At 68.1% G+C, this 25728-nt stretch carries 25 protein-coding genes; 18 read left to right on the forward strand and 7 right to left on the reverse strand.

The features are described from left to right. Positions 1-99 precede the first annotated feature (99 nt). The 3 genes from SBI67_RS21970 (at position 100) to SBI67_RS21980 (ending at position 4352) form a co-directional block, all read left to right on the forward strand. Positions 100-1437: an ammonium transporter gene (locus SBI67_RS21970; protein WP_318982622.1), complete on the forward strand. Its 1338-nt coding sequence runs from the start codon at positions 100-102 to the stop codon at positions 1435-1437. Positions 1438-1442: 5 nt separating this feature from the next. Continuing rightward, entirely contained in the window at positions 1443-1781 is a 339-nt protein-coding gene (locus tag SBI67_RS21975) for a P-II family nitrogen regulator (RefSeq protein ID WP_003881099.1), read from the forward strand. 81 nt (positions 1782-1862) lie between these two features. Beyond that, positions 1863-4352 carry a [protein-PII] uridylyltransferase gene (locus SBI67_RS21980; protein WP_318982623.1) on the forward strand — a complete coding sequence of 830 codons (2490 nt, stop codon included), beginning with the start codon at positions 1863-1865 and terminating at the stop codon, positions 4350-4352. Here SBI67_RS21980 and SBI67_RS21985 read toward each other — a convergent pair. Further along, positions 4349-4615, reverse strand: a complete 267-nt coding sequence (locus tag SBI67_RS21985; RefSeq protein WP_318982624.1) for a helix-turn-helix domain-containing protein — start codon at positions 4613-4615, stop codon at positions 4349-4351. The two genes, SBI67_RS21980 and SBI67_RS21985, sit on opposite strands and share 4 nt — an antisense overlap. 83 nt (positions 4616-4698) lie before the next feature. Between SBI67_RS21985 and map the strand changes: the two genes are divergently transcribed. Next, positions 4699-5484 (forward strand): type I methionyl aminopeptidase, encoded by a 786-nt coding sequence (map, locus tag SBI67_RS21990; protein WP_318982625.1) that lies wholly within the window; start codon positions 4699-4701, stop codon positions 5482-5484. Position 5485: 1 nt separating this feature from the next. On the opposite strand, the gene SBI67_RS21995 is transcribed toward map, so the two are convergent. Next, positions 5486-7690 (reverse strand): molybdopterin-dependent oxidoreductase, encoded by a 2205-nt coding sequence (locus SBI67_RS21995; RefSeq protein WP_318982626.1) that lies wholly within the window; start codon positions 7688-7690, stop codon positions 5486-5488. A 98-nt stretch (positions 7691-7788) separates the two neighbouring features. On the opposite strand from SBI67_RS21995, the gene ffh reads away from it, so the two are divergent. Continuing rightward, complete coding sequence (gene ffh, locus SBI67_RS22000; protein WP_318982627.1) at positions 7789-9360, forward strand: signal recognition particle protein; 1572 nt, start codon at positions 7789-7791, stop codon at positions 9358-9360. Positions 9361-9365: 5 nt separating this feature from the next. Then, positions 9366-10460, forward strand: coding sequence for an amidohydrolase family protein (locus tag SBI67_RS22005; protein ID WP_318982628.1), 1095 nt, complete (start codon positions 9366-9368; stop codon positions 10458-10460). 73 nt (positions 10461-10533) lie between these two features. Here the strand turns inward: SBI67_RS22005 and SBI67_RS22010 are convergent, their stop codons facing one another. The 3 genes from SBI67_RS22010 to SBI67_RS22020 form a co-directional block, all read right to left on the reverse strand. Next, positions 10534-12051, reverse strand: a complete 1518-nt coding sequence (locus SBI67_RS22010; RefSeq protein ID WP_318982629.1) for a diflavin oxidoreductase — start codon at positions 12049-12051, stop codon at positions 10534-10536. Between the two features lie 72 nt (positions 12052-12123). Next, positions 12124-12912 (reverse strand): D-alanyl-D-alanine carboxypeptidase family protein, encoded by a 789-nt coding sequence (locus tag SBI67_RS22015; RefSeq protein ID WP_413232555.1) that lies wholly within the window; start codon positions 12910-12912, stop codon positions 12124-12126. A gap of 116 nt (positions 12913-13028) precedes the next feature. After that, positions 13029-13904 carry a D-alanyl-D-alanine carboxypeptidase family protein gene (locus SBI67_RS22020; RefSeq protein ID WP_318982630.1) on the reverse strand — a complete coding sequence of 292 codons (876 nt, stop codon included), beginning with the start codon at positions 13902-13904 and terminating at the stop codon, positions 13029-13031. A gap of 145 nt (positions 13905-14049) precedes the next feature. Between SBI67_RS22020 and SBI67_RS22025 the strand changes: the two genes are divergently transcribed. The 8 genes from SBI67_RS22025 to trmD all read left to right on the forward strand — a co-directional run bounded on the left by SBI67_RS22025 (position 14050) and on the right by trmD (position 21442). After that, positions 14050-15849: an N-acetylglutaminylglutamine amidotransferase gene (locus SBI67_RS22025; protein ID WP_318983016.1), complete on the forward strand. Its 1800-nt coding sequence runs from the start codon at positions 14050-14052 to the stop codon at positions 15847-15849. A 2-nt stretch (positions 15850-15851) separates the two neighbouring features. Next, entirely contained in the window at positions 15852-17561 is a 1710-nt protein-coding gene (gene ngg, locus SBI67_RS22030; RefSeq protein WP_318983017.1) for an N-acetylglutaminylglutamine synthetase, read from the forward strand. Between the two features lie 54 nt (positions 17562-17615). Continuing rightward, complete coding sequence (locus tag SBI67_RS22035; protein ID WP_266049143.1) at positions 17616-18860, forward strand: osmoprotectant NAGGN system M42 family peptidase; 1245 nt, start codon at positions 17616-17618, stop codon at positions 18858-18860. Positions 18861-18875: 15 nt separating this feature from the next. Then, positions 18876-19295, forward strand: a complete 420-nt coding sequence (locus SBI67_RS22040) for a nuclear transport factor 2 family protein (RefSeq protein WP_318982631.1) — start codon at positions 18876-18878, stop codon at positions 19293-19295. 167 nt (positions 19296-19462) lie between these two features. Further along, entirely contained in the window at positions 19463-19945 is a 483-nt protein-coding gene (gene rpsP, locus SBI67_RS22045) for a 30S ribosomal protein S16 (RefSeq protein WP_318982632.1), read from the forward strand. Further along, positions 19942-20184 carry an RNA-binding protein gene (locus tag SBI67_RS22050; protein WP_024450383.1) on the forward strand — a complete coding sequence of 81 codons (243 nt, stop codon included), beginning with the start codon at positions 19942-19944 and terminating at the stop codon, positions 20182-20184. Before rpsP ends, SBI67_RS22050 begins: the two co-directional genes overlap by 4 nt. A 22-nt stretch (positions 20185-20206) precedes the next feature. Beyond that, the gene (gene rimM, locus SBI67_RS22055; RefSeq protein WP_318982633.1) at positions 20207-20731 is read left to right on the forward strand and encodes a ribosome maturation factor RimM; all 525 of its coding nucleotides are present in this window, start codon (positions 20207-20209) and stop codon (positions 20729-20731) included. A 6-nt stretch (positions 20732-20737) separates the two neighbouring features. After that, the gene (gene trmD / locus SBI67_RS22060) at positions 20738-21442 is read left to right on the forward strand and encodes a tRNA (guanosine(37)-N1)-methyltransferase TrmD (protein WP_318982634.1); all 705 of its coding nucleotides are present in this window, start codon (positions 20738-20740) and stop codon (positions 21440-21442) included. A gap of 4 nt (positions 21443-21446) precedes the next feature. Here trmD and SBI67_RS22065 read toward each other — a convergent pair whose 3' ends face one another. After that, the gene (locus tag SBI67_RS22065) at positions 21447-22391 is read right to left on the reverse strand and encodes a serine hydrolase (protein WP_318982635.1); all 945 of its coding nucleotides are present in this window, start codon (positions 22389-22391) and stop codon (positions 21447-21449) included. Positions 22392-22722: 331 nt separating this feature from the next. Here SBI67_RS22065 and rplS point away from each other — a divergent pair, with 331 nt between their 5' ends. From rplS to SBI67_RS22085, 4 genes are all read left to right on the forward strand, one after another. Beyond that, positions 22723-23064 carry a 50S ribosomal protein L19 gene (gene rplS, locus SBI67_RS22070; protein WP_024450379.1) on the forward strand — a complete coding sequence of 114 codons (342 nt, stop codon included), beginning with the start codon at positions 22723-22725 and terminating at the stop codon, positions 23062-23064. Positions 23065-23170: 106 nt separating this feature from the next. After that, complete coding sequence (gene lepB, locus SBI67_RS22075) at positions 23171-23965, forward strand: signal peptidase I (RefSeq protein ID WP_266049172.1); 795 nt, start codon at positions 23171-23173, stop codon at positions 23963-23965. An 11-nt stretch (positions 23966-23976) separates the two neighbouring features. Continuing rightward, a complete protein-coding gene (locus tag SBI67_RS22080; RefSeq protein WP_024450377.1) occupies positions 23977-24696 on the forward strand; it encodes a ribonuclease HII in 720 nt (239 codons plus the stop codon). Continuing rightward, the gene (locus SBI67_RS22085; protein WP_024450376.1) at positions 24693-24998 is read left to right on the forward strand and encodes a DUF2469 domain-containing protein; all 306 of its coding nucleotides are present in this window, start codon (positions 24693-24695) and stop codon (positions 24996-24998) included. Before SBI67_RS22080 ends, SBI67_RS22085 begins: the two co-directional genes overlap by 4 nt. A gap of 16 nt (positions 24999-25014) precedes the next feature. On the opposite strand, the gene SBI67_RS22090 is transcribed toward SBI67_RS22085, so the two are convergent. After that, a complete protein-coding gene (locus SBI67_RS22090) occupies positions 25015-25710 on the reverse strand; it encodes a dienelactone hydrolase family protein (RefSeq protein ID WP_266049136.1) in 696 nt (231 codons plus the stop codon). Positions 25711-25728 lie beyond the last annotated feature (18 nt).

The raw sequence follows: 25728 nt of genomic DNA on the forward strand, positions 1-25728 counted from the left end.
GTAGGCGAAACAACTACTCAGCAGAGTTCCCTACCAGGTCAACGGTGCCTAACCGTGGCATGTCGAAGGAGGAAGCTGGGAGTGGACGGATTTCCGACGATGGGTATACCGGACACCGGTGATACCGCGTGGATGCTCGCGAGTGCCGCACTCGTGCTGTTGATGACGCCGGGCCTGGCGTTCTTCTACGGCGGCATGGTGCGGGCCAAGGGCGTGCTCAACATGATCATGATGAGCATCAGCTCCATGGGTGTGGTCACGGTGCTGTGGGTGTTGTACGGCTACTCGCTGGCCTTCGGCAACGACAAGTTCAACCTGTTCGGAGATCCCACCCAATACTGGGGCCTCAAGAGCCTGATCGGTGGCACCTACCTGCAGCTGCACCCCGAGGATGCCGCGGTGTCCATCCCGCTCGCCGGCACCATTCCGCAGACGGTGTTCGTGGCCTTCCAGGCGATGTTCGCCATCATCACCGTCGCCCTCATCTCGGGTGCGGTGGCCGACCGGCTGAAGTTCGGTGGCTGGCTGCTGTTCTCGGGGCTGTGGGCCACGTTCGTCTACTTCCCGGTCGCACACTGGGTCTTCGCGTTCGACGGCGTCACCGCCGAGACCGGCGGCTGGATCGCGAACAAGCTCAAGGCGATCGACTTCGCCGGTGGTACCGCCGTCCACATCAACGCCGGTACGGCGGGTCTGGTGCTGGCGATCATCCTGGGCAAGCGGCTCGGTTGGCCGGGCAGCCCGATGCGTCCGCACAACCTGCCCTTCGTGATGCTGGGCGCCGGTCTGCTGTGGTTCGGCTGGTACGGGTTCAACGCCGGTTCGGCGGTGGGCTCCAACGGCATCGCCGGTGCGACGTTCATCACCACGACGGTGGCCACCGCGGCGGCCATGCTGGGCTGGCTGGTCACCGAGCGCATTCGCGACGGTAAGGCCACCTCGCTGGGTGCCGCCTCGGGCATCGTGGCCGGTCTGGTCGCCATCACCCCGTCCTGCTCCTCGGTGAACGTCGTTGGCGCACTGGCCATCGGTGTGATCGCCGGTGTGGTGTGCGCCCTGGCCGTCGGCCTTAAGTTCAAGCTGGGCTTCGATGATTCGCTCGACGTGGTGGGCGTCCACCTGGTGGGCGGCATCATCGGTACGCTGATGGTCGGCCTGGTCGCCGCGCCGGAAGCACCCGCTGCCGTCGCCGGCCTGTTCTACGGCGGAGGCTTCGATCAGCTGATCAAGCAGGCCATCGGTGCCGGCGCGGTTCTGGCGTATTCGGCCATCGGTACCGCTATCTTGGCGTTGATCGTGAAATACACCATTGGCCTGCGTCTGGACAAGGAAGAGGAGGCCTCCGGCATCGACGAGGCCGAGCACGCGGAAAGCGGTTACGACTTCGTCGCTGTCGGAACCGGTTCCGTTCTTGGTCGCCACGGCTCGGAGGGATGAGGAAAATGAAGCTGATTACTGCGATCGTCAAACCGTTCACCCTGGAGGACGTGAAGACCGGTCTCGAGCAGACGGGCATCCTCGGGATGACCGTCAGCGAGGTCCAGGGCTACGGACGGCAGAAGGGCCACACCGAGGTGTACCGCGGTGCGGAGTACTCCGTGGACTTCGTGCCGAAGGTGCGCGTCGAGGTCGTTGTCGACGACTCCGCCGTCGACAAGGTGGTGGACGTCATCGTCCAGGCCGCCCGCACCGGAAAGATCGGCGACGGCAAGGTCTGGGTCAGCCCGGTGGACACCGTCGTCCGGGTGCGCACCGGTGAGCGTGGGGCCGACGCCCTTTGACCCGGCGATAAGCTGAGGGGGTGCTCTCCCGGCCGATGCAGTTGATTGACCGAATGTAGTGACGGCCGGGGGAGGACCGAGATGACAGAGCAGACACCAGATCCCGCCACTGGGGCCCCCCGTTGGGAGGCGCCGGTGGCGGGATCGCTGCGTCCGGCGACCGATCTGGCCAAGGCGTCCGAACAGCTGCTGACCACCGGCAGCCGGCAGCTGGACTCGGCGGCGTTGCGGGCGGCTCTGCTCGACCTCAACGAATTCTGGCTCACCACCAAGGCCAGCGAGATCGGCATCACGCCGACAAGCGGTTTCGCCATCGTGGCCACCGGAGGCCTTGGCCGCGGTGAGCTGTTGCCGTATTCGGATCTCGACCTGATGCTGCTGCACGACAACATGCCCGCCGAGATCGTCAGCCAGGTCGCCGAACTGTTGTGGTACCCGTTGTGGGACGCCAACATCCGTATCGACCACAGCGTTCGCACGGTGCCGGAGGCCCTGAAGGTGGCCGCCGAGGACGTGGCCGCCGGGTTGGCGATGCTCGACGCCCGGCATATCGCCGGTGATCAAGAACTGTCGTCGCTGCTGATCGGCGGTGCGCGCCGGCAGTGGCGTACCGGGATCGCGCCCCGCTTCGACGAGCTGGTGGCGCACGCCAGAGACCGCTGGGAGCGCAGCGGGCAGATTGCGCACCGGGCCGAGCCGGACCTGAAGAACGGCCGCGGCGGACTGCGAGATGTCCAGCTGCTCAATGCGCTTGCCATTGCCCAACTCGCCGATGTCTATCCCAGCCGGATGTTGGCCTCACCTACCGGCACGTTGGGTGGGGCGCATCTGGCGCTGTTGAATGTGCGCACCGAGCTGCACCGGATCTCGCGCCGTGGCCGCGAGCAGGTGCTGGCGCAGTACGCCGACGAGATCGGCGCCTCGCTGCGTATCGGCGACCGTTTCGATCTGGCCCGGATGCTCTCCGACGCCGCGCGTACCGTCAGCTACTACGTGGACGCCGGTATCCGCACCGCCGGTAATGCGTTGCCGCGCCGCGGGTTCGCCGCGCTGCGCAGGCCGGCCCGCCGTCCGCTCGACGAGGGGGTGATCGAGTTCGCCGGTGAGGTGATCCTGGCCCGCGACGCTCGCCCGGAACGCGATCCGGGCCTGATCCTGCGCGTCGCGGCCGCCTCGGCCACCACCGGACTGCCGATCGCCGCGTCGACGTTGAGCCGATTGGCCGGTGCGGCACCGGAATTGCGCGCGCCGTGGCCGCGGGCCGCACTCAAGGACCTGCTGGTCATGCTCTCGGCCGGGCCGGCCGCGGTGGCCACCGTGGAAGCGTTGGACCGCACCGGGCTGTGGGGCCGGCTGTTCCCCGAGTGGGGGGCGGTGCGTGACCTGCCACCCCGGGACGTCGTGCATATCTGGACGGTGGATCGTCACCTCATCGAAACCGTTTCACGGGCAAGCGCATTCACCACCCGGGTGGCGCGGCCCGACCTGCTGGTGCTCGGCGCGCTGCTGCACGATATCGGTAAGGGCCGCGGGGGGGATCACAGCGTGATCGGCGCCGAGCTGGCCACCCAGGTGGGCACCCGGCTGGGCCTGTGGCCCTCGGATATCGAGGTGCTGTCCAAGATCGTCCGCTACCACCTGCTGCTGCCCGACACCGCGACGCGTCGGGATCTGCAGGACCCCAAGACCATCGACGCGGTGGTGGACGCCCTCGGTGGTGACCCGGTGCTGTTGGAACTGCTGCAGGCGCTGGCCGAGGCCGATTCGCTGGCGACCGGCCCCGGGGTGTGGGGCGACTGGAAGGCCTCGCTGATCGGCGACCTGGTTCGGCGGTGTCGGCTGGTGATGGCCGGCGAACCCTTGCCGCAGCCTGACCCGGTTGAGCCGCACTATCTTTCGCTGGCGGCCGACGGCGGTGTGCATGTCGACCTGGTGCCCGGTGATGGTGCCCACATGCACAATGTCACGATGATCGCGCCTGACCGCCGCGGCTTGTTGTCCAAGGCGGCCGGCGTGCTGTCGCTGAACTCGCTGCGGGTGCATTCGGCCTCGGTCAACAGTGCTGACGGGATGGCGATCAACACCTTCGTGGTATCACCGCGGTTCGGGTCGCCGCCGGCGGCCGAGCTGCTGCGTCAGCAGTTCATCCTGGCTCTCGGTGACGAACTGGACGTCGGCGAGGCGCTCGAGCGCCGCGACCGGGAGGCCGCAGGGACCAGTCGGGTCGGCGAGGTGTTGTCCGCGGTGCCGGTGAATCAGGTCAGTGCACCGCCGCGCATCCTGTGGTCGGAAGGCTCGTCGCCGGGCCGGTTCATCGTGCAGGTGCGGGCCGCCGACCGGGCCGGTCTGTTGGCCCGGCTCACCGCGGTGATCGAGCGCGACGGTCTGGATATCGAGTGGGCCAAGGTCACCACGCTGGGATCGGCCGTGGTGGACGTGTTCTGTATCGCGGTGCCGGCGCTGGCCGGTGGTGCCGACGGCGCCCAGGCGGCTTCGGTGCGTGCCGAACTCGAGCGCGACCTCTACGCCGTGCTGCCGGCGCCACCGAAGCCGGTGTCGGAAGCCAGTTAGCCCGTGTGGCGGAGGTCGGGGTGGGTCAGAGCGCTCTCGGCCAGTTCGTCCAGGGACAGCGCCAGGACCCGGGCCAGCGCGGCGATGGTGCCGAACGCCGGCGTGGCGAGCCGGCCGGTTTCGATCTTGCGCAGCGTTTCGGGTGAGATCGCCGCCGCATCGGCCACATCGGCGAGGGTGCGGGTGCCGCGAGCCTGGCGGAGTTGCTCGCCGAGGCGCTTGCCTGCGGCCAGCTGTTCTGCGGTCAGGGGGAGGCGCACCATGCGCTGAGCCTACCCCGGCTCGGTATGAAAATACCGGATGCTGCGCTACGGTGGTATTTTCATACCGCTTGAGGAGATGTGCCGTGTTGGAGTTGAAGACACCTCGCGAGATCGCGGCGATGGACGTCACCGGGACGTTCATCGCCGAGCTGCTCGACGATCTGGCCGGACGCGCCAGGCCGGGGGTGAACCTGCTCGAGCTCGAAGCGCGGGCCAGAGAACTGATCGCACAGCGTGGGGCCCAGTCCTGCTACTGGGACTACGCACCGTCGTTCGGCCGCGGTCCGTTCCGCAACGTCATCTGCCTGTCCGTGAACGACGCTGTGCTGCACGGCCTTCCACACGACTACGCGCTGACCGACGGTGATCTGCTCAGCATGGACATCGCGGTGTCGATCGACGGCTGGGTCGCCGATTCGGCCCGCAGCATCATCGTCGGGACCCCGCGCCCCGAGGACCAGCGACTGATCACCGCCACCGAGGAGGCGCTGGCGGCCGGTATCGCGGCCGCGGTGGCGGGGAACCGGCTCGGGGACATCTCCGCCGCGATCGGCGCGGTCGCCGCCGACTATGGGTATCGGGTCAACACCGAATTCGGCGGGCACGGCCTGGGCCGCACCATGCACGAGGACCCGCACGTGCCCAACCTCGGCCGGCCGGGCCGAGGCCTCACCCTGCGCCCCGGTCTGACGCTCGCGCTGGAACCGTGGTTCGCGGCGGGCACCGATCGCATCGTCTTCGACCCGGACGGCTGGACCATCCGCTCGGCGGACGGATCCCGAACCGCACACAGCGAGCACACCATCGCCATCACCGACGGCGCCGCGCTCGTGCTCACGTCGCGGGAGCGGGTCAGCCTCGGCGTCTGACTCAGACGCCGGCGACAGCCACCCAGGTGTTGTTCACCGCGGCCGTCCCGGTGAACGCGTCTACCCGCTGCGGGTCGTGCAAGGCATTCACGTTCGCCCCTGGCAAGGTGTTCGCGTGCCGCCAGCCGGTGTCCCGGTGGCCCCAGCCGTGCGGAACGGCCACCGTGCCGCGCCGGATATCGTCGCTGATGTCCAGCGGCACTTCGATTTCCCCCACCGGCGAGGTGACCCGGACGGTGGCACCCTGACTCAACCCGCGGGCGTGGGCGTCGTCGGGGTGCATGAGCACCGTGCAGGTGTTGTTGCCGCCGGTCATCGTCGGCACATTGTGCAGCCAGGAGTTGTTGCTGCGTAAGTGACGTCGCCCGATGAGCTGCAGGTCGTAGTGGTGCTCGGCGGCGGCAGCCGGCTTACGCAGGTACGCCGCGGCCGCCTCGACGAACTCGTCGGGAGCCAGGGCCACCAGACGGTCATCGGTGGCGATGACCGTCGCCAGCCGCGGCTGCAGCGGCCCCAGATCCAGGCCGCCGGCACTGTCTTTCAGCTGGCGCATCGTGATTCCTTTGCGGCCCTTGCGTAACCGCCCATAGGGTCCGGTCAGCAGTGCCAGAGCGGTCATCCGCAGCGGATTGGCGAAGGCGATCACGCGGCTGCGCACCGGTGCCAGCAGCTGTCGAAGCGGAGCCGGCAACAGTTCCACGGTCAGCCGGCTGAGGATCTCCCAGTCCTCCTTGGCCCCGGCGGGCGGGTCGAAGGACCGATGCTGGAACCGGATGTTGTTGCGCACACTGAAGATCGTGGGGAGCAGCGCGACGTCCTCGCGCTCCAGCGGCGACACCGGCGGCAGGATGAAGTCGGCGTGCCGGGTGGTCTCGGTGACGTACATGTCCACCGCCACATACAGATCCAGGCCGGCGAGGGCGCGGTCGAGCCTGCCCTTCTGTGGGATCGACGACACCGGATTCCCCGCGTAGGTGATCATCGCGCGGATCTGGCCCTCACCGGGGGTCAGGATTTCGTCGGCCATGGCGACGGCCGGTAATTCGGCGCGGAAGGACCGGTAGCGGCCGGAGCGATCCGTCCACGCCGCGTGCCCGACCGGGACATACCGCGCCGCGCGGGGCAGGTCGGCGAACGGGGTGGAGAACATCGTCCCGCCGGCCCGGTCCAGATTGCCGGTCACCGTGTTGAGCACCATCACCAGCCAGCTCACCAGGGTCCCGGTCTCCTGCTGACAGATGCCGATCCGGGCGTATACGGCCGCCGATTCCGCGGCGGCGTGCTCGCGCGCCAGGGTTCGGATGGTGTCGGCCGCGACGCCGGCGCGCTCGGCAACCGCCTCCGGTGTCGCGTCCGCGACCAGCGCCGCCAGCTGGTCCCAGCCCGATGCCTGCTCGGCGAGGGACACCCGGTCGCAGAGGTTTTCGGCGATCAGCACGTGGAGCATGCCCAGCAGCAGATACACGTCGCCACCGGGACGCACCGCCACATGCTGGTCGGCCAGTCGCGCCGTCTCGGTGCGGCGCGGGTCGATGACCACCACGGTGCCGCCGCGCTCATGGATCGCCTTGATGCGCCGCTTGGCGCCGGGCATCACCGACAGCGAGCCATTGGACACCGCCGGGTTGGCGCCGATGATCACCAGCCGCTGGGTGCGGTCGATATCGGTGATCGGCACCAGCATGTTGGAGCCGAAAACCCGCCAGGCCGCGTACTCGTGCGGCATCTGGTCGATGGACGATGCCGAGAAGAAGTTCGGCGTCAGCAGCGCCAGCCGCAACAGCATCCCGTAGAACGCGCCGGAACTGTGCGCCGCCGGATTGCCCAGATACATGCCCAACGCGCGGCGGCCGTGCTGCTTGCGGATTCGGCGCAGTCGGGTGCCGATCTCGGCGAACGCTTCGTCCCAGCCAACGGGCTCGAACCGGTCGTCCACCCGGCGCATCGGGGTGCGCAACCGGTCCGGGTCGTGGTGCAGGCCGCCCATCGCGGTGGCCTTCGGGCAGATGTAACCCTTGGAGAAGACGTCGTCGGGGTTGCCATCGATCCGGCTGACCTTGCCGTCGGTGACGGTCACGCGGATACCGCAATGCGCCTCGCACAGGGTGCATTGACTGAGGTGGGTGCATTGACTGAGGTGAGTGGTGCCGGGCGCGGCGCCGGTCTGTTCCAGGACGCGGGGAAGGGGGACGTCGATCGCGCTCATGCGGGCCTCCGACGGCAATATCAGTCAGTATGCGTTGACAGATTAGCCCGGCCGACTCGGTCGAGACCAGAGTTCACCGCGACCGTTAGGCTTACCAGGTGTTTGAATCGCTGTCTGACCGCTTGACCGGTGCACTGCAGGGGCTGCGCGCCCGGGGTCGGCTGACCGACGCCGATATCGACGCGACCGCGCGCGAGATCCGCCTCGCCCTGCTCGAGGCTGACGTCTCGCTGCCGGTGGTCCGCGCCTTCGTCGGCCGCATCAAGGACCGCGCCAAGGGTGCGGAGGTTTCCGCCGCGCTCAACCCCGCCCAGCAGGTCGTCAAGATCGTCAACGAGGAGCTCATCGGCATCCTCGGTGGTGAAACCCGCCAGATCGCTTTCGCCAAGACCCCGCCGACGGTCATCATGTTGGCCGGTCTGCAGGGATCCGGTAAGACCACGTTGGCCGGCAAGCTGGCCAAATGGCTCAAGGCCAAGGGCCACACCCCGCTGCTGGTGGCGTGTGACCTGCAGCGTCCCGGTGCCGTGCATCAGCTGCAGATCGTCGGTGAACGCGCGGGCGTCTCGGTGTTCGCGCCGCACCCCGGGGTCTCCCCGGACGGCGTCACGATCGACCAGATGACCGTCGGCGACCCCGTCGCGGTGGCCGCCGCGGGCCTGGCCGAGGCCAAAGCCAAGCTCTTCGACGTCGTCATCGTCGACACCGCCGGTCGCCTGGGTATCGACGAGGAACTGATGGCCCAGGCCGCCGCCATCCGTGATGCCGTGCAGCCCGACGAGACGCTGTTCGTCCTGGACGCCATGATCGGTCAGGACGCGGTCACTACGGCCGAGGCCTTCGGTTCCGGTGTCGGCTTCACCGGCGTGGTACTCACCAAGCTCGACGGTGACGCCCGCGGTGGTGCCGCACTGTCGGTCCGCGAGATCACCGGTGTGCCGATCCTGTTCGCCTCGGCGGGGGAGAAGCTGGAGGACTTCGACGTCTTCCACCCCGACCGGATGGCCAGTCGCATCCTGGGCATGGGCGATGTGCTCACCCTCATCGAGCAGGCCGAGCAGGTCTTCGACCAGCAGAAGGCCGAGGAGGCCGCCGCCAAGATCGGCTCCGGCGAGCTGACCTTGGAGGACTTCCTCGAGCAGATGCTGGCAATCCGCAAGATGGGTCCGATCGGCAACCTGCTGGGCATGCTGCCCGGCGCCGGTCAGATGAAGGAGGCGCTGGCCGCCGTCGACGACAGCCAGCTCGACCGCGTCCAGGCCATCATCCGCGGTATGACGCCGGCCGAGCGCGCCGACCCGAAGATCATCAACGCGTCGCGCCGACTGCGGATCGCCAACGGGTCCGGGGTCACCGTCGCGGAAGTCAACCAGCTGGTGGACCGGTTCTTCGAGGCCCGCAAGATGATGTCGCAGATGGCCGGTCAGATGGGAATGCCCTTCGGCCGCAAGAACAATGCGCGCAAGGCCGTCAAGGGTAAGAACAAGCAGGCCGGCAAGAAGAAGGGCCGCCAGACCGGGAAGGGCCCGACGCCGCCGAAGAATCCGTTGGGTGCCGGTCTGCCGGCCGGATTCCCGGACCTGACCGGGATGCCCAAGGGCCTCGACGAGCTGCCCCCGGGGCTGGCCAATATCGACCTGTCCAAGCTGAAGTTCCCCGGCCAGAAGTAGCCCCCGTGGAGGCACTGCACGTCCGTGGCCGAGGCCTGCCCGACGGCGCGCAGGTGCAGTGGTGGATTGTCGATGGGGGCTCGCCCGAAGAGCATGGGCCGCACGGCGTGCTGTCGGCCGAGCCGATTGGCAACGCCTACACCGTCTTTGACGGCGGCTGGATCATTCCCGGCCTGGTCGACGCGCACTGCCACGTCGGCCTCAAGCCCGGTGGTCCCACCAGCTACGACGAGGCCGTCGAACAGGCCGTAACCGAACGCGATGCCGGTGCGTTGCTGCTGCGCGACGCCGGCTCACCGGTGGACACCCGCAGCTTCGACGAGCGCGAGGATCTGCCGCGGATCATCCGGGCCGGCCGTCATCTGGCGCGGCCCAAGCGGTATCTACCGGGTCTGCCGATCGATATCGAGGACGAGTCGCAGCTCCCCGCGGCCGTGGCCGAGCAGGCCCGCTGGGGCGACGGCTGGGTGAAACTCGTCGGCGACTGGATCGACCGCGGGGTCGGTGACCTGGCTCCGCTGTGGTCCGACGACATCCTGAAGCAGGCCATCGACGCCGCCCACGCCAACGGCGCCCGGGTCACCGCGCACGTCTTCGGTGAGGACGCGCTGCCGGGACTGATCAACGCCGGCATCGACTGTATCGAGCACGGCACCGGGATCACCGACGACGTCATCGACCTGATGCTTGCGCACGGCACCGCGCTGGTGCCCACGCTGGTCAACATCGAGAACTTTCCCGGAATCGCCGATGCGGCAAGCAAATACCCGACCTACGCCACGCACATGCGGGAGTTGTACGCCTCCTGCCGTCGGCGGGTCGGTGCCGCGCATGAGGCCGGGGTGCCGATCTATGCGGGTACTGACGCCGGCGGCATGATCGCCCACGGCCGCATCGGTGACGAGATCGCGGCGTTGCGCACCGTCGGTCTCAGTGCCACCGACGCGCTGGGCGCGGCGTGCTGGGATGCCCGGTCTTGGCTGGGCCGGCCCGGCTTGGAGCACGGTGCCTCCGCCGATCTGTTGTGCTTCCGCGAAGACCCGCGGGAGGTCGGCGTGCAGCACCCGGACCTGGTGGTGCTGCGCGGGCGGGTCTACTGACCGTCGAGATCGACGAAATGTCGGTTTCCACTCGCACTTTCGCGCCCAAATGTGCAGTTGGGCGCAGAGGGGGTCAGTACACGTCGCGCACGTAGCGGTGGGTTTTGACCAGGTCGTTGACGTAGGCGTGGGCGGCCTCGGCGTCCATCCCGCCACCGCGGGCCACCACCTGGTGCAGCATGGCGTCGACATCCTTGGCCATCCGGTCCGCGTCGCCGCACACGTACACGTGCGCGCCGTCGGCCAGCCAGCCGAACAGTTCGTCCGCATTCTCCGACATGCGGTGCTGGACATACTGTTTGGTGTCCTGATCCCGGGAGAACGCCAGGTCCAGCCGGGTCAGGGTGCCCGCGGCCAGGAAGTCTTGGAGCTCGTCGCGGTAGAGGAAGTCGGTGGCGCGGTGCCGGTCGCCGAAGAACAGCCAGGACCGGCCGGCTGCGGCGGTGGCGCGGCGTTCCTGCAGGAAGGCACGGAACGGGGCGATACCGGTGCCGGGACCGATCATGATGATCGGCACGTCGGGCGCGGGCAGCCGGAAGGTGTGGTTGGGGCGCAGATGCACCCGGACCCGGCTGCCCCGGTCGGCCAGAAAGGTGGAGGCGACGCCGCCGTAGTCGCGATCGCCCCGGTGGTAGCGCACGCTGGCCACAGTCAGGTGGACGCGGTCGGGATGCGCCAGCGGGCTGGACGCGATCGAATAGTCCCGAAAGACCAACGGGCGCAGGGTGTCCAGCACCTCCTCGACGCTCAGCCCGGCCCGCCGGACGAGATCGAGGACATCCTCGCCGTCGGCAGCCGGCCCGGCCAGGTCCTGCAGAGCCCGGGACGGGGTCCGGATCTCCAGGTGTTCGGTGAGCAGCACACCGAGCGGTTCGTCGTGGTCGGGCACGCGGTGCTCGGGCCCCACCCCGAGTTCGGTGAGCAGCAGTGACACCAGGGCCGGATCGTTGGTGGCGTGCACGGCCAGGGAATCCCCGGCCTGATACGTCATGCCGGCCCCGGCCAGGTCCACCTCGTAGTGGCGGACCTCCTTGACGGATCCGGCGGCGGTCAGCAACCGGTTCACCGCCAGCTGGGCCTCGACCACCTCGTGACGCTCGCGCACCGGTGCCGCGGCCGGCTGCGCCGGCGCAGCCGGGCCCCGCTCGGCGGTCAGCACCTTCACCACATCGGTGGTCCAGGCCTTGGCGGGTTGTTCGTAGTAACCGTCGACGTCCACCCGGTCGACCATCCGGGTGGCTCCCAGCGCTTCGAGGCGTTCGTCGAGCAATTTTCCTGCGTTGCAGAACATCTCGTAGGAACTGTCGCCGAGTGCGAGCACCGCGAAGTGCAGGTGGTCCAGGCGTTCGGTGCTGGCCTGCAAGGCTTCCCAGAACAGCGCGGCGGTATCGGGGAACTCGCCCTCGCCGAACGTCGAGACCACGGTGACCAGGTGGGTAGCCGACCGCAGTTCGGCGATGTCGACCTGGTTGAGTTCGACGGCTTCGGCGGCGATGCCGATTGCCGCGACGGACTCCGCGAAGGTCATGGCGGCATCCTCGGCGTTGCCCATATCGGTGCCGTAAGCGACGATCAGCGACAAGTCTTGCATGCCCGGTTCCCTCCGACGCGCACCCGAAATTAGGGTCACCTTACGTGGAGTGCGCGCCGGGTGGGGTCCTCCCTAGGCCGAGCGGCTGAACCCCCAGTCCAGCAGGCTGATGGCCTGCCCGTAGAGGTCGCCGTTGCCGTACATCTGGACCACCACCAAGCGGCGGTCACCGCGCTGGGCGGCGCCGACGTAGGTGTGCTGAGCCAGATTCGTGTACCCGGTCTTGCCGCCCAAGTCACCCGGGTAGCGGCGCAACAACTCGTTCTGGTTGGTCAACGTTCGGCCGGGGAACTGCGCCGTCGGCTGCCGCATGATCTGCGCGATCACCGGATAAGCCAGTGCGGCCCGGAAGATCACCGCCAGGTCGTGCGGTGTGGTCACCGATTCCCAGCCCGGGCCGTCCAGCCCGGAGGGCGAGGACGCCGTCGTGTGTCGCGCCCCCAACTGCTGTGCCTTGGCGTTCATCCGGGCCACCGCCACCCGCTGCCCGCCCAGCATGTCGGCCAACATGTTCGCAGCGTCGTTGCCCGACACCATCAGCAGTGCTTCCAGCAGTTGCCGGGTGGTGTACGCCTGCCCGGCTCGTAATCCCGCACACGAACATTCGACCGTGGTGTGCGAGGTGTTGGCCCGTGCGAAGTTGTCCGGCCGCAGATTGTCCAGCACGACGGTGGCGAGCAGCACCTTGATGGTGCTGGCCGGCGCGTAACTGCCGTAGGGGTCTTGCGCGGCGAGCACGGCGCCGGTGTCCAGGTCGGCCAGCAGCCACGCCTTGGCCGGGCCGTTGGTGAACGCCTGCACGCCGGCCAGCTCGGTTCCCGGCTGGGCTTCCGAGCGCGGGGTGACCACGCCGAGCGTCATCGTCGCGGTCACGACCAGCGCGGTGGCCGTCAACATTCTTCGCACGCGCGACGAGGTTACGGAGCGCAGGACTCGCTGCGTGTGCGATCAGATTGCCGTTCGGCATCAACTGCGATTCACAGCGCCCCGACAGCGGGCCCCCGGTCGTCGGCGGCGAAGCCCCAGTCCAACAGAGCCGATGCCTGATCCCAGTACGAGGGCCCGCCCTCGCGGACGAGTCCGTGCATCAGCACGACCACCAGCCGCCGCCCGTCGCGTTGTGCGGCGCCGACGAAGGTCTTGCGGGCCAGGTCGGTGAAACCGGTCTTGCCGCCCAGCATGCCGGGGTAGCGGGCCAGCATCTCGTCCTGGTTGACCAGCACCCGGTCACCGGTCCGCCCCGGGATCACCGCGGTGGGCTGTGCGGTGATCTCGGCGAACACCGGGTGGGCCAGCGCGGCCCGGAAGATGACCGCCAGGTCGTGCGGGGTGGTCCAGACGTCGATTCCGGGGCCGTCCAGCCCGGACGGGCTGCCCGCGGTGGTGGCGGTGGCGCCGACTTCCACCGCTTTGGCGTTCATCTTGGCGATCGCCGCCTCTCGCCCGCCGAGCATGGTGGCCAGGGTGTTGGCGGCGTCGTTACCCGACACCAGCAGCAAGCCCTCGAGCAGCTGACGCGTGGAGTAGGTGACCCCGGGTGCGATGCCTGCGCAATTGCATTCGACCTTGGTGTCGGCCTCGTCGGCGACCACGGTGGCGTCGAGCGGAAGGTCGTCGAGCGCGGTCAGCGCCAGCAGCACCTTGATGGTGCTGGCCGGGGCGTACCGGTCGAACTCGTTGCGTGCGGCCAGTACCGCGCCGCTGTCCATATCGGCCACCAGCCACGCCTCCGCCGGCCCCTCCGGTGTGGGCGCGGCGCCGGCCGGCACCGCCACATCGGCCAGGGCCCGCGGGGCGACGAGGGTGATCAGGACGGTCAGACAGGTCAACGCAGCGGTGACGAATCTCCCCATGGGATCAGCAGCCTATCGGGCATGCCTGCGGATGTGACGTCGGTCACGTTTGTAACTGCCGTCCGCGGGTATCCATGCTCGCGGGCGACGTGCCCGGAACATCCGGGCAGCGTCGCCCGCAATCGAGGAAGAGGTGGTTCACACCATGTGCGGCATCGCCGGCGAGATCGCTCGCGGACGGGCAGCAGACGTCGGAGCCATCGCGTCGATGGCCGACACCATGATCCCCAGGGGTCCGGACAGTGGAGGGGTGTGGAGCAAGGACGGCGTGGCCTTGGGTCATCGGCGCCTGGCGATCATCGACCTGTCCAGTAACGGCCACCAGCCGATGCACGACCCCGACTTACATCTGACGGTGGCCTTCAACGGCTGCATCTACAACTACCCGCAACTGCGCGACGATCTGATCGCCAAGGGCTACCGCTTCTTTTCGCACAGCGATACCGAGGTGGTGCTGAAGGGATTCCACGCCTGGGGTGAGGGTGTGGTGGACCGGCTGTACGGCATGTTCGCCTTCGCGGTGACCGACACCGACAGCGGGCAGGTGCTGCTGGCCCGTGACCGGCTTGGCGTGAAGCCGCTGTACTGGGCGGAGGTGGGCGACGCGTTCCGGTTCGCGTCCACGCTGCCCGCGCTGGTGGCCGGGGGCGGGGTGGACACCTCGATCGATCCCGTCGCGCTGCACCACTATCTGAGTTTCCACTCGGTGGTGCCGGCGCCGCACACGATTTTGCGCGGGGTGCGCAAACTGGCTCCCGGCACCGTCATGCGGATCGAACCGGACGGCCGCCGCGTCGAACGGACCTACTGGAACCCGGTGTTCGAGCGGGTCGCGGAGCGGGCCTCGTGGTCGGAGCGCGACTGGGAAGATGCGTTGCTGGCCTCGTTGCGCACCGCGGTGGAGCGCCGGCTGGTTGCCGATGTGCCCGTGGGTTGCCTGCTGTCCGGCGGGCTCGATTCCAGCCTCATCGTCGGTTTGCTTGCCGAGGCCGGACAGCATGGGCTGCAGACATTTTCGATCGGGTTCGAGGCCGCCGGCGGTGAGGAAGGCGACGAGTTCAAGTACTCCGACGTCATCGCCCGCCACTTCGGGACCGATCACCACCAGATCCGGATCGACACCGCGCGGATGCTGCCCGCGCTCTCCAGTGCGATCGGCGCCATGAGCGAACCGATGATGAGCCATGACTGCGTGGCGTTCTACCTGCTGTCCGAAGAGGTCAGCAAGCACGTCAAGGTGGTGCAGTCCGGTCAGGGCGCCGACGAGATCTTCGCCGGTTATCACTGGTACCCACCGATGGCGCACGCCGCCGACGATGACGTCGACGCCGCCGTCGCCCGCTACCGCGCGGCCTTCTTCGACCGCGACCACGCCGGGGTGAACGCCCTGCTGGCACCGCAGTGGCGGCTGGACACCGATATCGCCGGCGACTTCGTGCGCGAGCGCTTCGCCGCCCCCGGCGCGGCCACCGCCACCGACCGGGCGTTGCGGCTGGACACCACCGTGATGCTGGTCGACGACCCGGTCAAACGGGTGGACAACATGACGATGGCCTGGGGTCTGGAGGGCCGCGTGCCGTTCCTCGACCACGAACTGGTCGAACTGGCCGCGACCTGCCCGCCGCACCTGAAGACGGCATACGACGGCAAAGGTGTGCTGAAAGAGGCTGCCCGCCAGGTCATTCCGAGTGAGGTGATCGACCGGCCGAAAGGCTACTTCCCGGTCCCGGCGCTCAAACACCTGGCCGGGCCGTACCTGGACCTGGTCCGCGACGCGCTGCACAGCGACGCCGCCCGCGCCCGCGGGCTGTTCGCCGCCGACAGCGTCGATCGGCTGTTGGCGGACCCGAACGGCAACCTCACCCCGCTGCGCGGAAACCCGTTGTGGCAGATCGGTTTGTTGGAGATGTGGCTGGCGCAGCACGTCGACGGAGGTCGGGCGTGACCATGGCGGAAACTCGGGACGATACCGGAGTGGTCCAAGACCTGGGTTGGGGTCGGCTGGTCTTCGGCCAGACCTTCGCCGATGCCGAGGAGTTCGGTACGGCGTTACGGGCCGAGGCCAGCGGCCGCCGCGATATCGGCATGTATCTGGACGCCCCGCATGTCTTCGTCGCGCTGCATCCGCAGGAATTCTTCATCGACCCCAGCTTTACCTACCGGCTGACCTTCACCGAGCGTGGCGACTACTGGCCCGATGACGTGCCGGGAGTGGCCGTGCGCCCGGTGCAGTCCATCCAGGACTGTGAGGCGATCAACGAGATCTACGTGCGCTGCCGGATGGTGCCCGCCGACATCGAACTGATGTGGAGCAATGTCCAGCACGAACCGCACATGGTGTACCTGGTGGCCACCGACGAACACACCGGCGCACTGATCGGCACCGTGACCGGTATCGATCACCGGCAGCTGTTCAACGATGAGGAGAACGGCTCCAGCCTGTGGTGTCTGGCCGTGGACCCGGCGGTGTCCCGGCCCGGTGTCGGCGGGCTGCTGGTGCGCTCGCTGGTGGAGGAGTTCATCCGGCGGGGCCGCGCGCAGATGGACCTGTCGGTTCTGCACGACAACGAGGGTGCGATCGCCCTGTACGAGCGGATGGGCTTCGAGCGCGTGCCGGCGCTGGGCATCAAGCGCAAGAACGCCATCAACGAGAAGCTGTTCGCCCCCGTGCAGGAAGAGGAGGGCCTGGCCGAGCTGAATCCGTACGCCCGGATCATCGCCGACGAGGCCATGATGCGCGGAATCCACGTCGAGGTGCTCGACGGCAAGGGCGGCTATATGCGACTCACCCACGGCGGCACCAGTGTGGTGAGCCGGGAATCGTTGTCCGAGTTGACCAATGCCGTCGCGATGAGCCGCTGCGACGACAAGCGTGTCGCCCGACGCGTGGTGTCCGAGGCAGGCATCCGGGTGCCGCGCGGGCGGACCGCCACCTTCGACGACGACGATTACGCGTTCCTGCGTGAGGTGGGCTCGGTGGTGGTGAAACCGGCCCGCGGCGAGCAGGGCGCCGGTATCACCGTCGGGGTCACCAAACCCGACGAGTTGGACCGGGCGCTGCAGTGGGCCGCCAAGCACTGCCCCGATGTGCTCATCGAGGAGCGTTGTGAGGGTGAGGATCTACGGCTGGTCGTCATCAACGGCAAGGTGATCGCCGCCGCCGTGCGGCGCCCGCCCGAGGTGCTCGGCAGCGGCAAACACACGATCCGTCAGCTGATCGAGGCGCAGAGCCGCCGGCGCGCGGCGGCCACGCACGGCGAGTCCGTGATCCCGGTCGACGATGTCACCGTCGACACCGTGCGCGACGCCGGGTGGGAGCTCGACGACGTGCTGCCCATCAACGAGCGGCTGGTGGTGCGGCGCACCGCCAACCTGCACACCGGCGGCACCATCTGCGATGTCACCGACGACATCGACCCGAAGCTGGCCAGGGTGGCCGTCGACGCTGCCGACGCGATCGGGATCCCGGTCACCGGGATCGATCTGATGGTGCCCTCGGTGCGCGGCGAGGACTATGTGTTCATCGAAGCCAACGAACGTCCCGGGCTGGCCAATCACGAACCGCGTCCGACGGCCCAGGCTTTCGTGGATCTACTGTTTCCTCGTACCGCGGCCACACCGTGGGCCTGGCAGCCCGAGCCTGTCGACCAGGGTTAGCACCGGGCCCGTTGCGGCCGAGGTTTGCGTATTTCAGTGCGGGAGTGAGGAGACATGGTGTCCGAACGTGCGGTGATGCCGGAGGCGACACGGGCGTGGATGATCGACACGCTGCTGGGACTGCTGCAGACGCCCAGCCCGTCCGGGCGCACCGATGCGGTGATGCAGCTGATCGGCGACATCCTCGACGACCTCGGGGTGCCCTTCATGTTGACCCGGCGCGGGGCGTTGACCGCCGAACTGCCCGGGGAGTCGAAGACCACCGATCGTGCCGTGGTGGTGCACGCGGACACCATCGGCTGCATGGTCCGGGACCTGAAGGACAACGGCCGGCTGGAGGTGGTGCCGGTCGGGACGTTCTCGGCGCGGTTCGCCACCGGGGCGCGGGTGCGGATCATGACCGACGATCCCGACCAGTTCTTCACCGGAACCGTGATGCCGCTGAAGGCGTCCGGGCATGCCTTCGGCGACGAGATCGACACCCAGCCCACGGATTGGCCGAACGTGGAGGTACGCATCGACCGCCAGGTCAGCACCCGGGCCGACCTGGAACGGCTGGGCTTCAACGTCGGTGATTTCGTCGCGCTGATCGCCGCTCCGGAATTGACCTCCGACGGTTTCATCGTGTCGCGGCACCTGGACGGCAAGGCCGGGGTGGCCGTCGCGCTGGCCCTGGCCAAGACCGTTGCCGACGACCGCATCGTGCTACCGCACAAGACGACGATCATGGTGACGATCACCGAAGAGGTGGGTCACGGCGCCAGCCACGGCCTGCACCCCGACGTCGCCGAGCTGGTCTCGGTGGACAACGCGGTGTGCGCGCCGGGGCAGCATTCCATCGAGGACGGTGTGACCATCCCGATGGCCGATCTGCACGGGCCGTTCGACTACCACCTGACCCGAAAGTTGTGCCGACTGGCCAACGAGCGGCGAATTCCGCACGCCCGCGACGTGTTCCGGTTCTACCGCTCCGACGCTGCCGCCGCCATCGAGGCGGGCGCGAACACCAGGGCCGCGCTGGTGGGCTTCGGACTGGACGGCAGCCACGGCTGGGAGCGCACGCACGTCGACTCGCTTGAGGCCGTGTACAACCTGCTGTTCGCGTGGCTGCAGACACCGCTGACCTTCGCCAAGTGGGATGCCGAACCGTCGGGCAAGCTGCGCGATTTCCCGTCGTCGAAGCAGCCGGCGCCCGCCGAGCAATGGGTGCCCCTGGCACGCGGTGAGCACGCCGAACCGGGGGAGTGGTCCGGGGAACACTGGCCGCCGCCGGAAGGGCCCGTGGGCCCGCAGGCGTAGTGGTTCAATCGAGGCGTGCTGAGCATCGAAGAGATCTCTGACCGCCTGGAAATCCAAGACCTGCTGATCGCCTACTCGACGGCCATCGACACCCGCCGGTTCGACGACCTGGATCGGGTGTTCACCCCGGACGCCTATATCGACTACCGCGCCATGGGTGGGATCGACGGCCGGTTTCCCGAGGTGAAGGCGTGGCTGGCGCACGTGTTGCCGAATTTCCCGGCGTACGCGCACATGCTCGGCAACGTCGACATCCGGCTGGCCGGGGACACCGCGACCGCCCGGACGCTGTGCTTCAATCCGATGACCCTGGGCGGGGATCAGGGCCAGGTGCTGTTCTGCGGGCTGTGGTACGAGGACGAGTTCGTCCGCACCGGGGACGGCTGGCGGATGAGCCGCCGCGTCGAGGTGAAGTGCTTCGACAAGATTGTCTAGATTTGGGCGGCCCGCGCCGGCTCTGGCACAATAGGCGGCTGTCTGTCGCGCGACACCGTTAGATGCGCTGCGCGCCGGTCACACACGTAAGGCAAAACCGGATCCCGGCATCCCGCCGGAGATCGCCGAATTGCAGCGTGGCAAATATCAGGAGAGAACGCTTTCACATGGCTGTCAAAATCAAGCTGACCCGTCTCGGCAAGATCCGCAACCCCCAGTACCGCATCGCCGTCGCCGACGCGCGCAACCGCCGCGACGGCCGCGCCATCGAGGTCATCGGCCGTTACCACCCCAAGGAAGAGCCGAGCCTGATCGAGATCGATTCGGAGCGCGCGCAGTACTGGCTGGGCGTCGGTGCGCAGCCCACCGAGCCGGTCCTGGCGCTGCTGAAGATCACCGGTGACTGGCAGAAGTTCAAGGGCCTGCCGGGTGCCGAGGGCACGCTGAAGGTCAAGGAGCCCAAGCCGTCCAAGCTGGACCTGTTCAACGCGGCCCTGGCCGCCGCCGACAACGCCCCGACCGGCGAGGCCACCCAGCTCAAGAAGAAGAAGGCTCCTGCCAAGAAGGACGACGCCGCCGAGGGCGAGGCCACCGAAGCCGCTGAGGCCCCCGCGGCCACCGACGCCGCGGCTGAGCCCGCGGCCGAATGAGCTCCGTAGTCGTCGACGCCGTCGAACACCTCGTTCGCGGGATCGTCGACAACCCCGACGATGTCCGGGTCGACCTGGTGACCAACCGGCGCGGTCGCACGGTGGAGGTACACGTGCATCCCGATGATCTGGGGAAGGTCATCGGCCGCGGCGGTCGCACCGCGACGGCGCTGCGCACCCTGGTGGCCGGGATCGGTGGCCGGGGTATCCGCGTCGACGTGGTCGACACGGACCAATAGAAGCCCAGTAGTCGATTCGATCATGGACCTCGTCGTCGGTCGGGTGGTGAAGGCCCACGGCATCAGCGGCGAGATCGTCGTCGACGTCCGCACCGACGATCCGGACGCCCGGTTCACCCCGGGCGCCCGGCTTCGCGGTGCCAAACGCAATGCGCCGCAACGCGAATTCGTCATCGATTCGGTGCGTGAGCACGGCGCGCGGCTGCTGGTGCGGCTGGCCGGTATCACCGACCGCAACGCCGCCGACGAGATTCGCGGCACGCTGTTCGTGGTGAACGCCGACGAACTGCCACCGATCGAGGACCCCGACGAGTTCTACGACCATCAGCTCGAAGGGCTGGCGGTGCGCACCGTCGACGGTGCCGCGGTCGGGACGGTGGCCGAGGTGCTGCACACCCCGGCAGGGGAGTTGTTGTCGGTCAAGACCTCCGAAGGAGCCGAGGTGCTGGTGCCGTTCGTCTCGGCGATCGTCACGGCGGTATCGCTGGAGGACGGGGTGATCCAGATCGATCCCCCCGATGGCCTGCTCAACCTCGAAGACCTGTAGGTCGCCATGCGGATCGACGTCGTGACGATCTTTCCCGACTATCTGGAACCGCTGCGTCAGGCCCTGCCCGGTAAGGCGCTCGAGACGGGGATCTTCGACCTCGGCGTGCACGATCTGCGGCACTGGACCCATGACGTGCACAGGTCGGTGGACGACGCGCCCTACGGTGGCGGTCCCGGCATGGTCATGCGGGCGCCGATCTGGGGCGCGGCACTCGACGAAATCTGTTCGGCTGACACCCTTCTGGTGATCCCGACGCCGGCCGGTCGGCCGTTCACCCAGGCCACCGCGCAGCGCTGGAGCGCCGAATCACATCTGGTGTTCGCCTGTGGTCGCTACGAGGGGATCGATCAGCGCGTCGCGGACGACGCCGCCCGCCGGATGCGGGTGGAGGAGGTCTCCATCGGCGACTACGTGCTGGCCGGTGGCGAGGCCGCGGTGCTGGTCATGGTGGAGGCCGTGGTGCGTCTGCTGCCCGATGTGCTCGGCAATCCGCAATCGCACCAAGAGGATTCGCACTCAGCGCACCAACGGGGCCTGCTGGAGGGGCCGAGCTACACCCGCCCGCAGGTGTGGCGCGAGCTGGAGGTGCCGCCGGTACTGCGCTCGGGTGACCACGCCAAGATCGCCGCGTGGCGGCACGAGCAATCGCTGCAGCGCACCCGGGAACGCCGGCCCGACCTGCTTCAGGGCGAGCGAAGCGACGGCTAAATGGCTAGATGCGCCCGCCGGGGAAGATCGTCGACACGGCAGCGGTGATGGTCTTGCGGGCCTCGTCCGCGTCGGCGGGCTGCATGGAGCTGATCGCCATCACATAGCGCCGGTCCGGGCCCACCACGCCGGTGGACAGATGCATCCAGTCCGCGCCGACGCAGCACATCCAACCCTGTTTGACCGCAACGGGTTCGGCGTACAACCCCTCCGGGATGCCGAAGCGCTGCGGGTACACCCCGCCGGGCACCATCCCGTCGGGTGCGGTCGGTGTGGACTCGGCGAGATCGGCCAGGATGATGCTGGCATCGGCGGCGGGTAATCCGCCTTTGCCGGAGAGCAGCAGGTCGTAGTAGTGCACCAGGTCGGTCACCGTACTGGTGGTGTTGTACCAGCGGCCGTTGCCGGGGGGACTGGTCGAGGACAATCCATAGCGGCTGACGACCCGGTTGACGATGGCGCTGCCGCCGCTGCGATTCCAGAACACCTCGGCCGCGCTGTCGTCGCTGGAGCGCAGCATGACATCGAGCATCCTGCGGTCGTCGGGGCTCAGCGTGGTCTGGCCCTGGGCCTCCTGCAGCAGCAGGTCGTCGGCGATGAACAGTTTCACCACCGAGGCGATGGCGATGGTGTCGATGGCACCGCTGGTGGCCAGCTGACCGGTGTTGCGGTCCAGGATCGCCAAGGTGATATCGGCACCCTGCGCGGAGGCGGTGGCGACGGCCTGCCGGATACGGGTGTCCAGGCCCTGGAAGGCCGCCGCCGGCTGGTCGGGCGGCGCCTCGGGCAGCGGTGCGGAATTGCCCAGCGGTGCGATGACGGTCAGCTGTGGCGACTCCGGCGGTGGGGGCGGGGTTCCGTAGACCTTGGCCTCGCAGCTCGACACCAGCGCCCCGGTGCAGAGCACCGTCGCGGCCACCGTCATGAGCTTCGACGGCCGCGCCCGCATAGCTCTCCTCCTGGCATACCTGTCAATGGTCTGTGCAATGAGCCTGGTCAACAGTGTCGGGGCACGCCGTCTTAACCGTTGAATCGGCCGTGTGTAGCCTAACGGTTGACCACCGTTGTCGCGCGCCTGGCGCGGTGGTGTTTTGTGGCCCGATGTGCCGATTTCGTCGGAGGAACACGATCTGGCACAATTGAGCAGTTGTCTGCGCACGGCCTCGCCGAATGGGTGAAGCCTGCTGCGTGACGCAGAACCCGATAAGCCCGAATACCTCGGCTCGGCCGCGCACTGCGCGGTCCCGCAGGAGCCGCTTACTAGCAAGGAAGTGTCACCGATGAACACGCTGGACTTCGTCGATCAGACGTCGCTGCGCGACGACATCCCGGCCTTCAGCCCCGGCGACACCGTCAACGTGCATGTGAAGGTTATCGAGGGCTCCAAGGAGCGCATCCAGGTCTTCAAGGGTGTCGTGATCCGGCGCCAGGGTGGCGGCATCCGGGAGACCTTCACCGTGCGCAAGGAGAGCTACGGCGTCGGTGTCGAGCGGACCTTCCCGGTGCACTCGCCCAACATCGACCACATCGACGTCGTGACCCGCGGTGACGTGCGTCGCGCCAAGCTGTACTACCTGCGCGAACTGCGCGGCAAGAAGGCCAAGATCAAGGAGAAGCGCTGACGCTGGTTCCGGCACGCCTGCCGGAACGGTCAGCAATGCTGATTACCCTGATGCCGTGACCGAGGACAAAGAAGGTACGGCGGCCGCCGACGGGTCGGATTCGAATATCGAGGATTCCGTCACCGACACCGTCGAGGACCAGGAAACCGACGAGCCCAAACGCAAATCGGGTGCACTGCGTGAAGGGGTCATCCTCGTCACCATCGCGTTGGTCATGTACTACGTGGTGCTGACCTTCGTGGCGCGGCCGTACCTGATCCCGTCGGAATCGATGGAACCCACCCTGCACGGCTGCGCCGGTTGTGTGGGCGACCGGATCATGGTCGACAAGCTGACCTACGACTTCTCCAAGCCCGAGCCGGGTGACGTGGTCGTCTTCAAGGGCCCGCCCAACTGGAACATCGGTTACAAGTCGATCCGTTCGGACAACCCGGTGATCCGTTTCGCGCAGAACGCGCTGTCCTTCGTCGGTTTCGTACCGCCGGATGAGAACGACTTGGTCAAGCGGGTCATCGCGGTGGGCGGCCAGACGGTGGAATGCCGCGCGGCAACCGGCCTGACGGTCGACGGCAAGAAGCTCAACGAGCCGTATCTGGATCCGACGACGATGATGGCTGACACCAACGTCTACCCCTGCCTCGGCAATGAGTTCGGTCCCGTGAAGGTCCCCGAGGGACGGTTGTGGGTGATGGGGGACAACCGCACCCATTCGGCGGATTCCCGCGCGCACTGCGCCAACCTGCCTGCCGACGCGCAGAAGGGGCTGCTGTGCACGGGCGATCCGGTGCCCGGCACCGTACCGGTGGACAATGTCATCGGTAAGGCCCGGTTCATCGCGTGGCCGCCGTCCCGGTGGGGCGGCGTGGACAGCGTGAACCCGCAGACGGCGCCCGCATCCTAGGAGTCCTGGCGTTGGCGGCGAGCTGGCCACCGCGGACCGTGATCCGCAAATCCGGTCTGCGCACCCTGGAGTCCGCGCTCTATCGCAGCGGGCTCGGACCTGTCGCGGGTGTCGACGAGGTGGGACGCGGCGCCTGCGCCGGCCCGCTGGTGGTGGCGGCCTGCGTGCTGGGCCCCAACCGGCTGTCCAGCCTGGCCGCGCTCGACGATTCGAAGAAACTCACCGAAGCCGAGCGGGAACGGCTGTTCCCGCTGATCCGTCGCTACGCGGTGGCGTATCACGTGGTGATCATCGAATCGACCGAGGTGGACCGGCGCGGCGTGCACCACGCGAACATCGAGGGCATGCGCCGCGCGGTCGCCGGTCTGCCCGTCCGGCCTGGCTATGTGCTCTCCGACGGGTTTCGGGTGCCCGGTCTGACGGTGCCGTCGCTGCCGGTGATCGGCGGTGACGCCGCCGCCGCGTGTATCGCCGCGGCGAGCGTGTTGGCCAAGGTCAGCCGCGATCGCCTGATGGTCAGCATGGACAGTGAGCACCCCGGATATGGTTTCGCCGAGCACAAGGGCTACGGCACGCCGGGCCACACGGCCGCCTTGGAGCGGCTCGGCCCGTGCAGCCAGCACCGGTTTTCGTTCGTCAACATCGCGCGGGTTGCCGGATCGGTGCGACGCGACGCCACGGCGTGCGGAATGATGGAGCCCAACCTAGACGAAGGACAGCAGAGCAGATGAGTGCCGAGGATCTCGAGAAGTACGAAACCGAGATGGAGCTCTCGCTGTATCGCGAGTACAAGGACATCGTCGGCCAGTTCAGCTATGTCGTGGAGACCGAGCGCCGGTTCTACCTGGCCAACAGTGTGGAGCTGGTGCCGCGCAATGCCGACGGCGAGGTCTACTTCGAGCTGCGGCTCGCCGATGCCTGGGTGTGGGACATGTACCGGCCGGCGCGGTTCGTCAAACAGGTGCGGGTCATCACGTTCAAGGACGTGAACATCGAAGAGGTCGAGAAGCCCGAGCTGCGGCTGCCGGACTGACGCGGGCCGGTGGCCGCTAGGTACGCAGGTGCTCGTCGAAGAAGGCGAACACCCGCGACCAGGCGTCCGCGGTGGCGGCCTCGTCGTATCCGAACCCGGTGACCCGCAGCAGCGGCTGTGCGGGCAGCTGATTGGCGAAGCTGTGCCCGGCCTTCGGATAGACCTTGATATCGGCGGTGATATTGCGGGCACCGGTGGCGCGCCTCAGCTTCTCCGGTGCGCCGATTCCGAGCGGATCGCGCCGTCCAAAACTCGCCACGATGGGGCAGGCGCCGGCCAGCGTGTGGTCCAGGTCGCGCGGCAGGGGCGTGCCGTAGAACGGTGCCGCCGCACCGAATCCTTTGGGAGACAGAATGAGCGCGAACTGGCCGCCCATGCAGAAGCCCGCGATCCCGACCGTTCCCGTGCATTCCGGCAGGTTCAGCAGGTGATCGCGGGCGGCCAGGATGTCATCGAGTGATCGGCCGCGCTGGGTCAGCGCTTCGCGCATCACCCGGGTGATGCAGCGCGCCCGGCCGCCCCTGGCGTACAGGTTCGGTGTGAGCGCCAGGTACCCGGCGTCGGCGATGCGTCGCGACACCGCCTCGTTGTCGGGCCGGTAGCCGACGGCGTCGTGCACCACGACCACCCCCGGCCATGGCCCGGTACCGGACGGGGTGTCCAGGAGTGCGTCGATCGGACCGGCGGGGGTGTCGAGCGTGATCGGGGCCACACCCACAAACTAGCCTGT

This window comes from Mycolicibacterium chengduense, from assembly GCF_033741155.1.
Lineage (GTDB): Bacteria > Actinomycetota > Actinomycetes > Mycobacteriales > Mycobacteriaceae > Mycobacterium.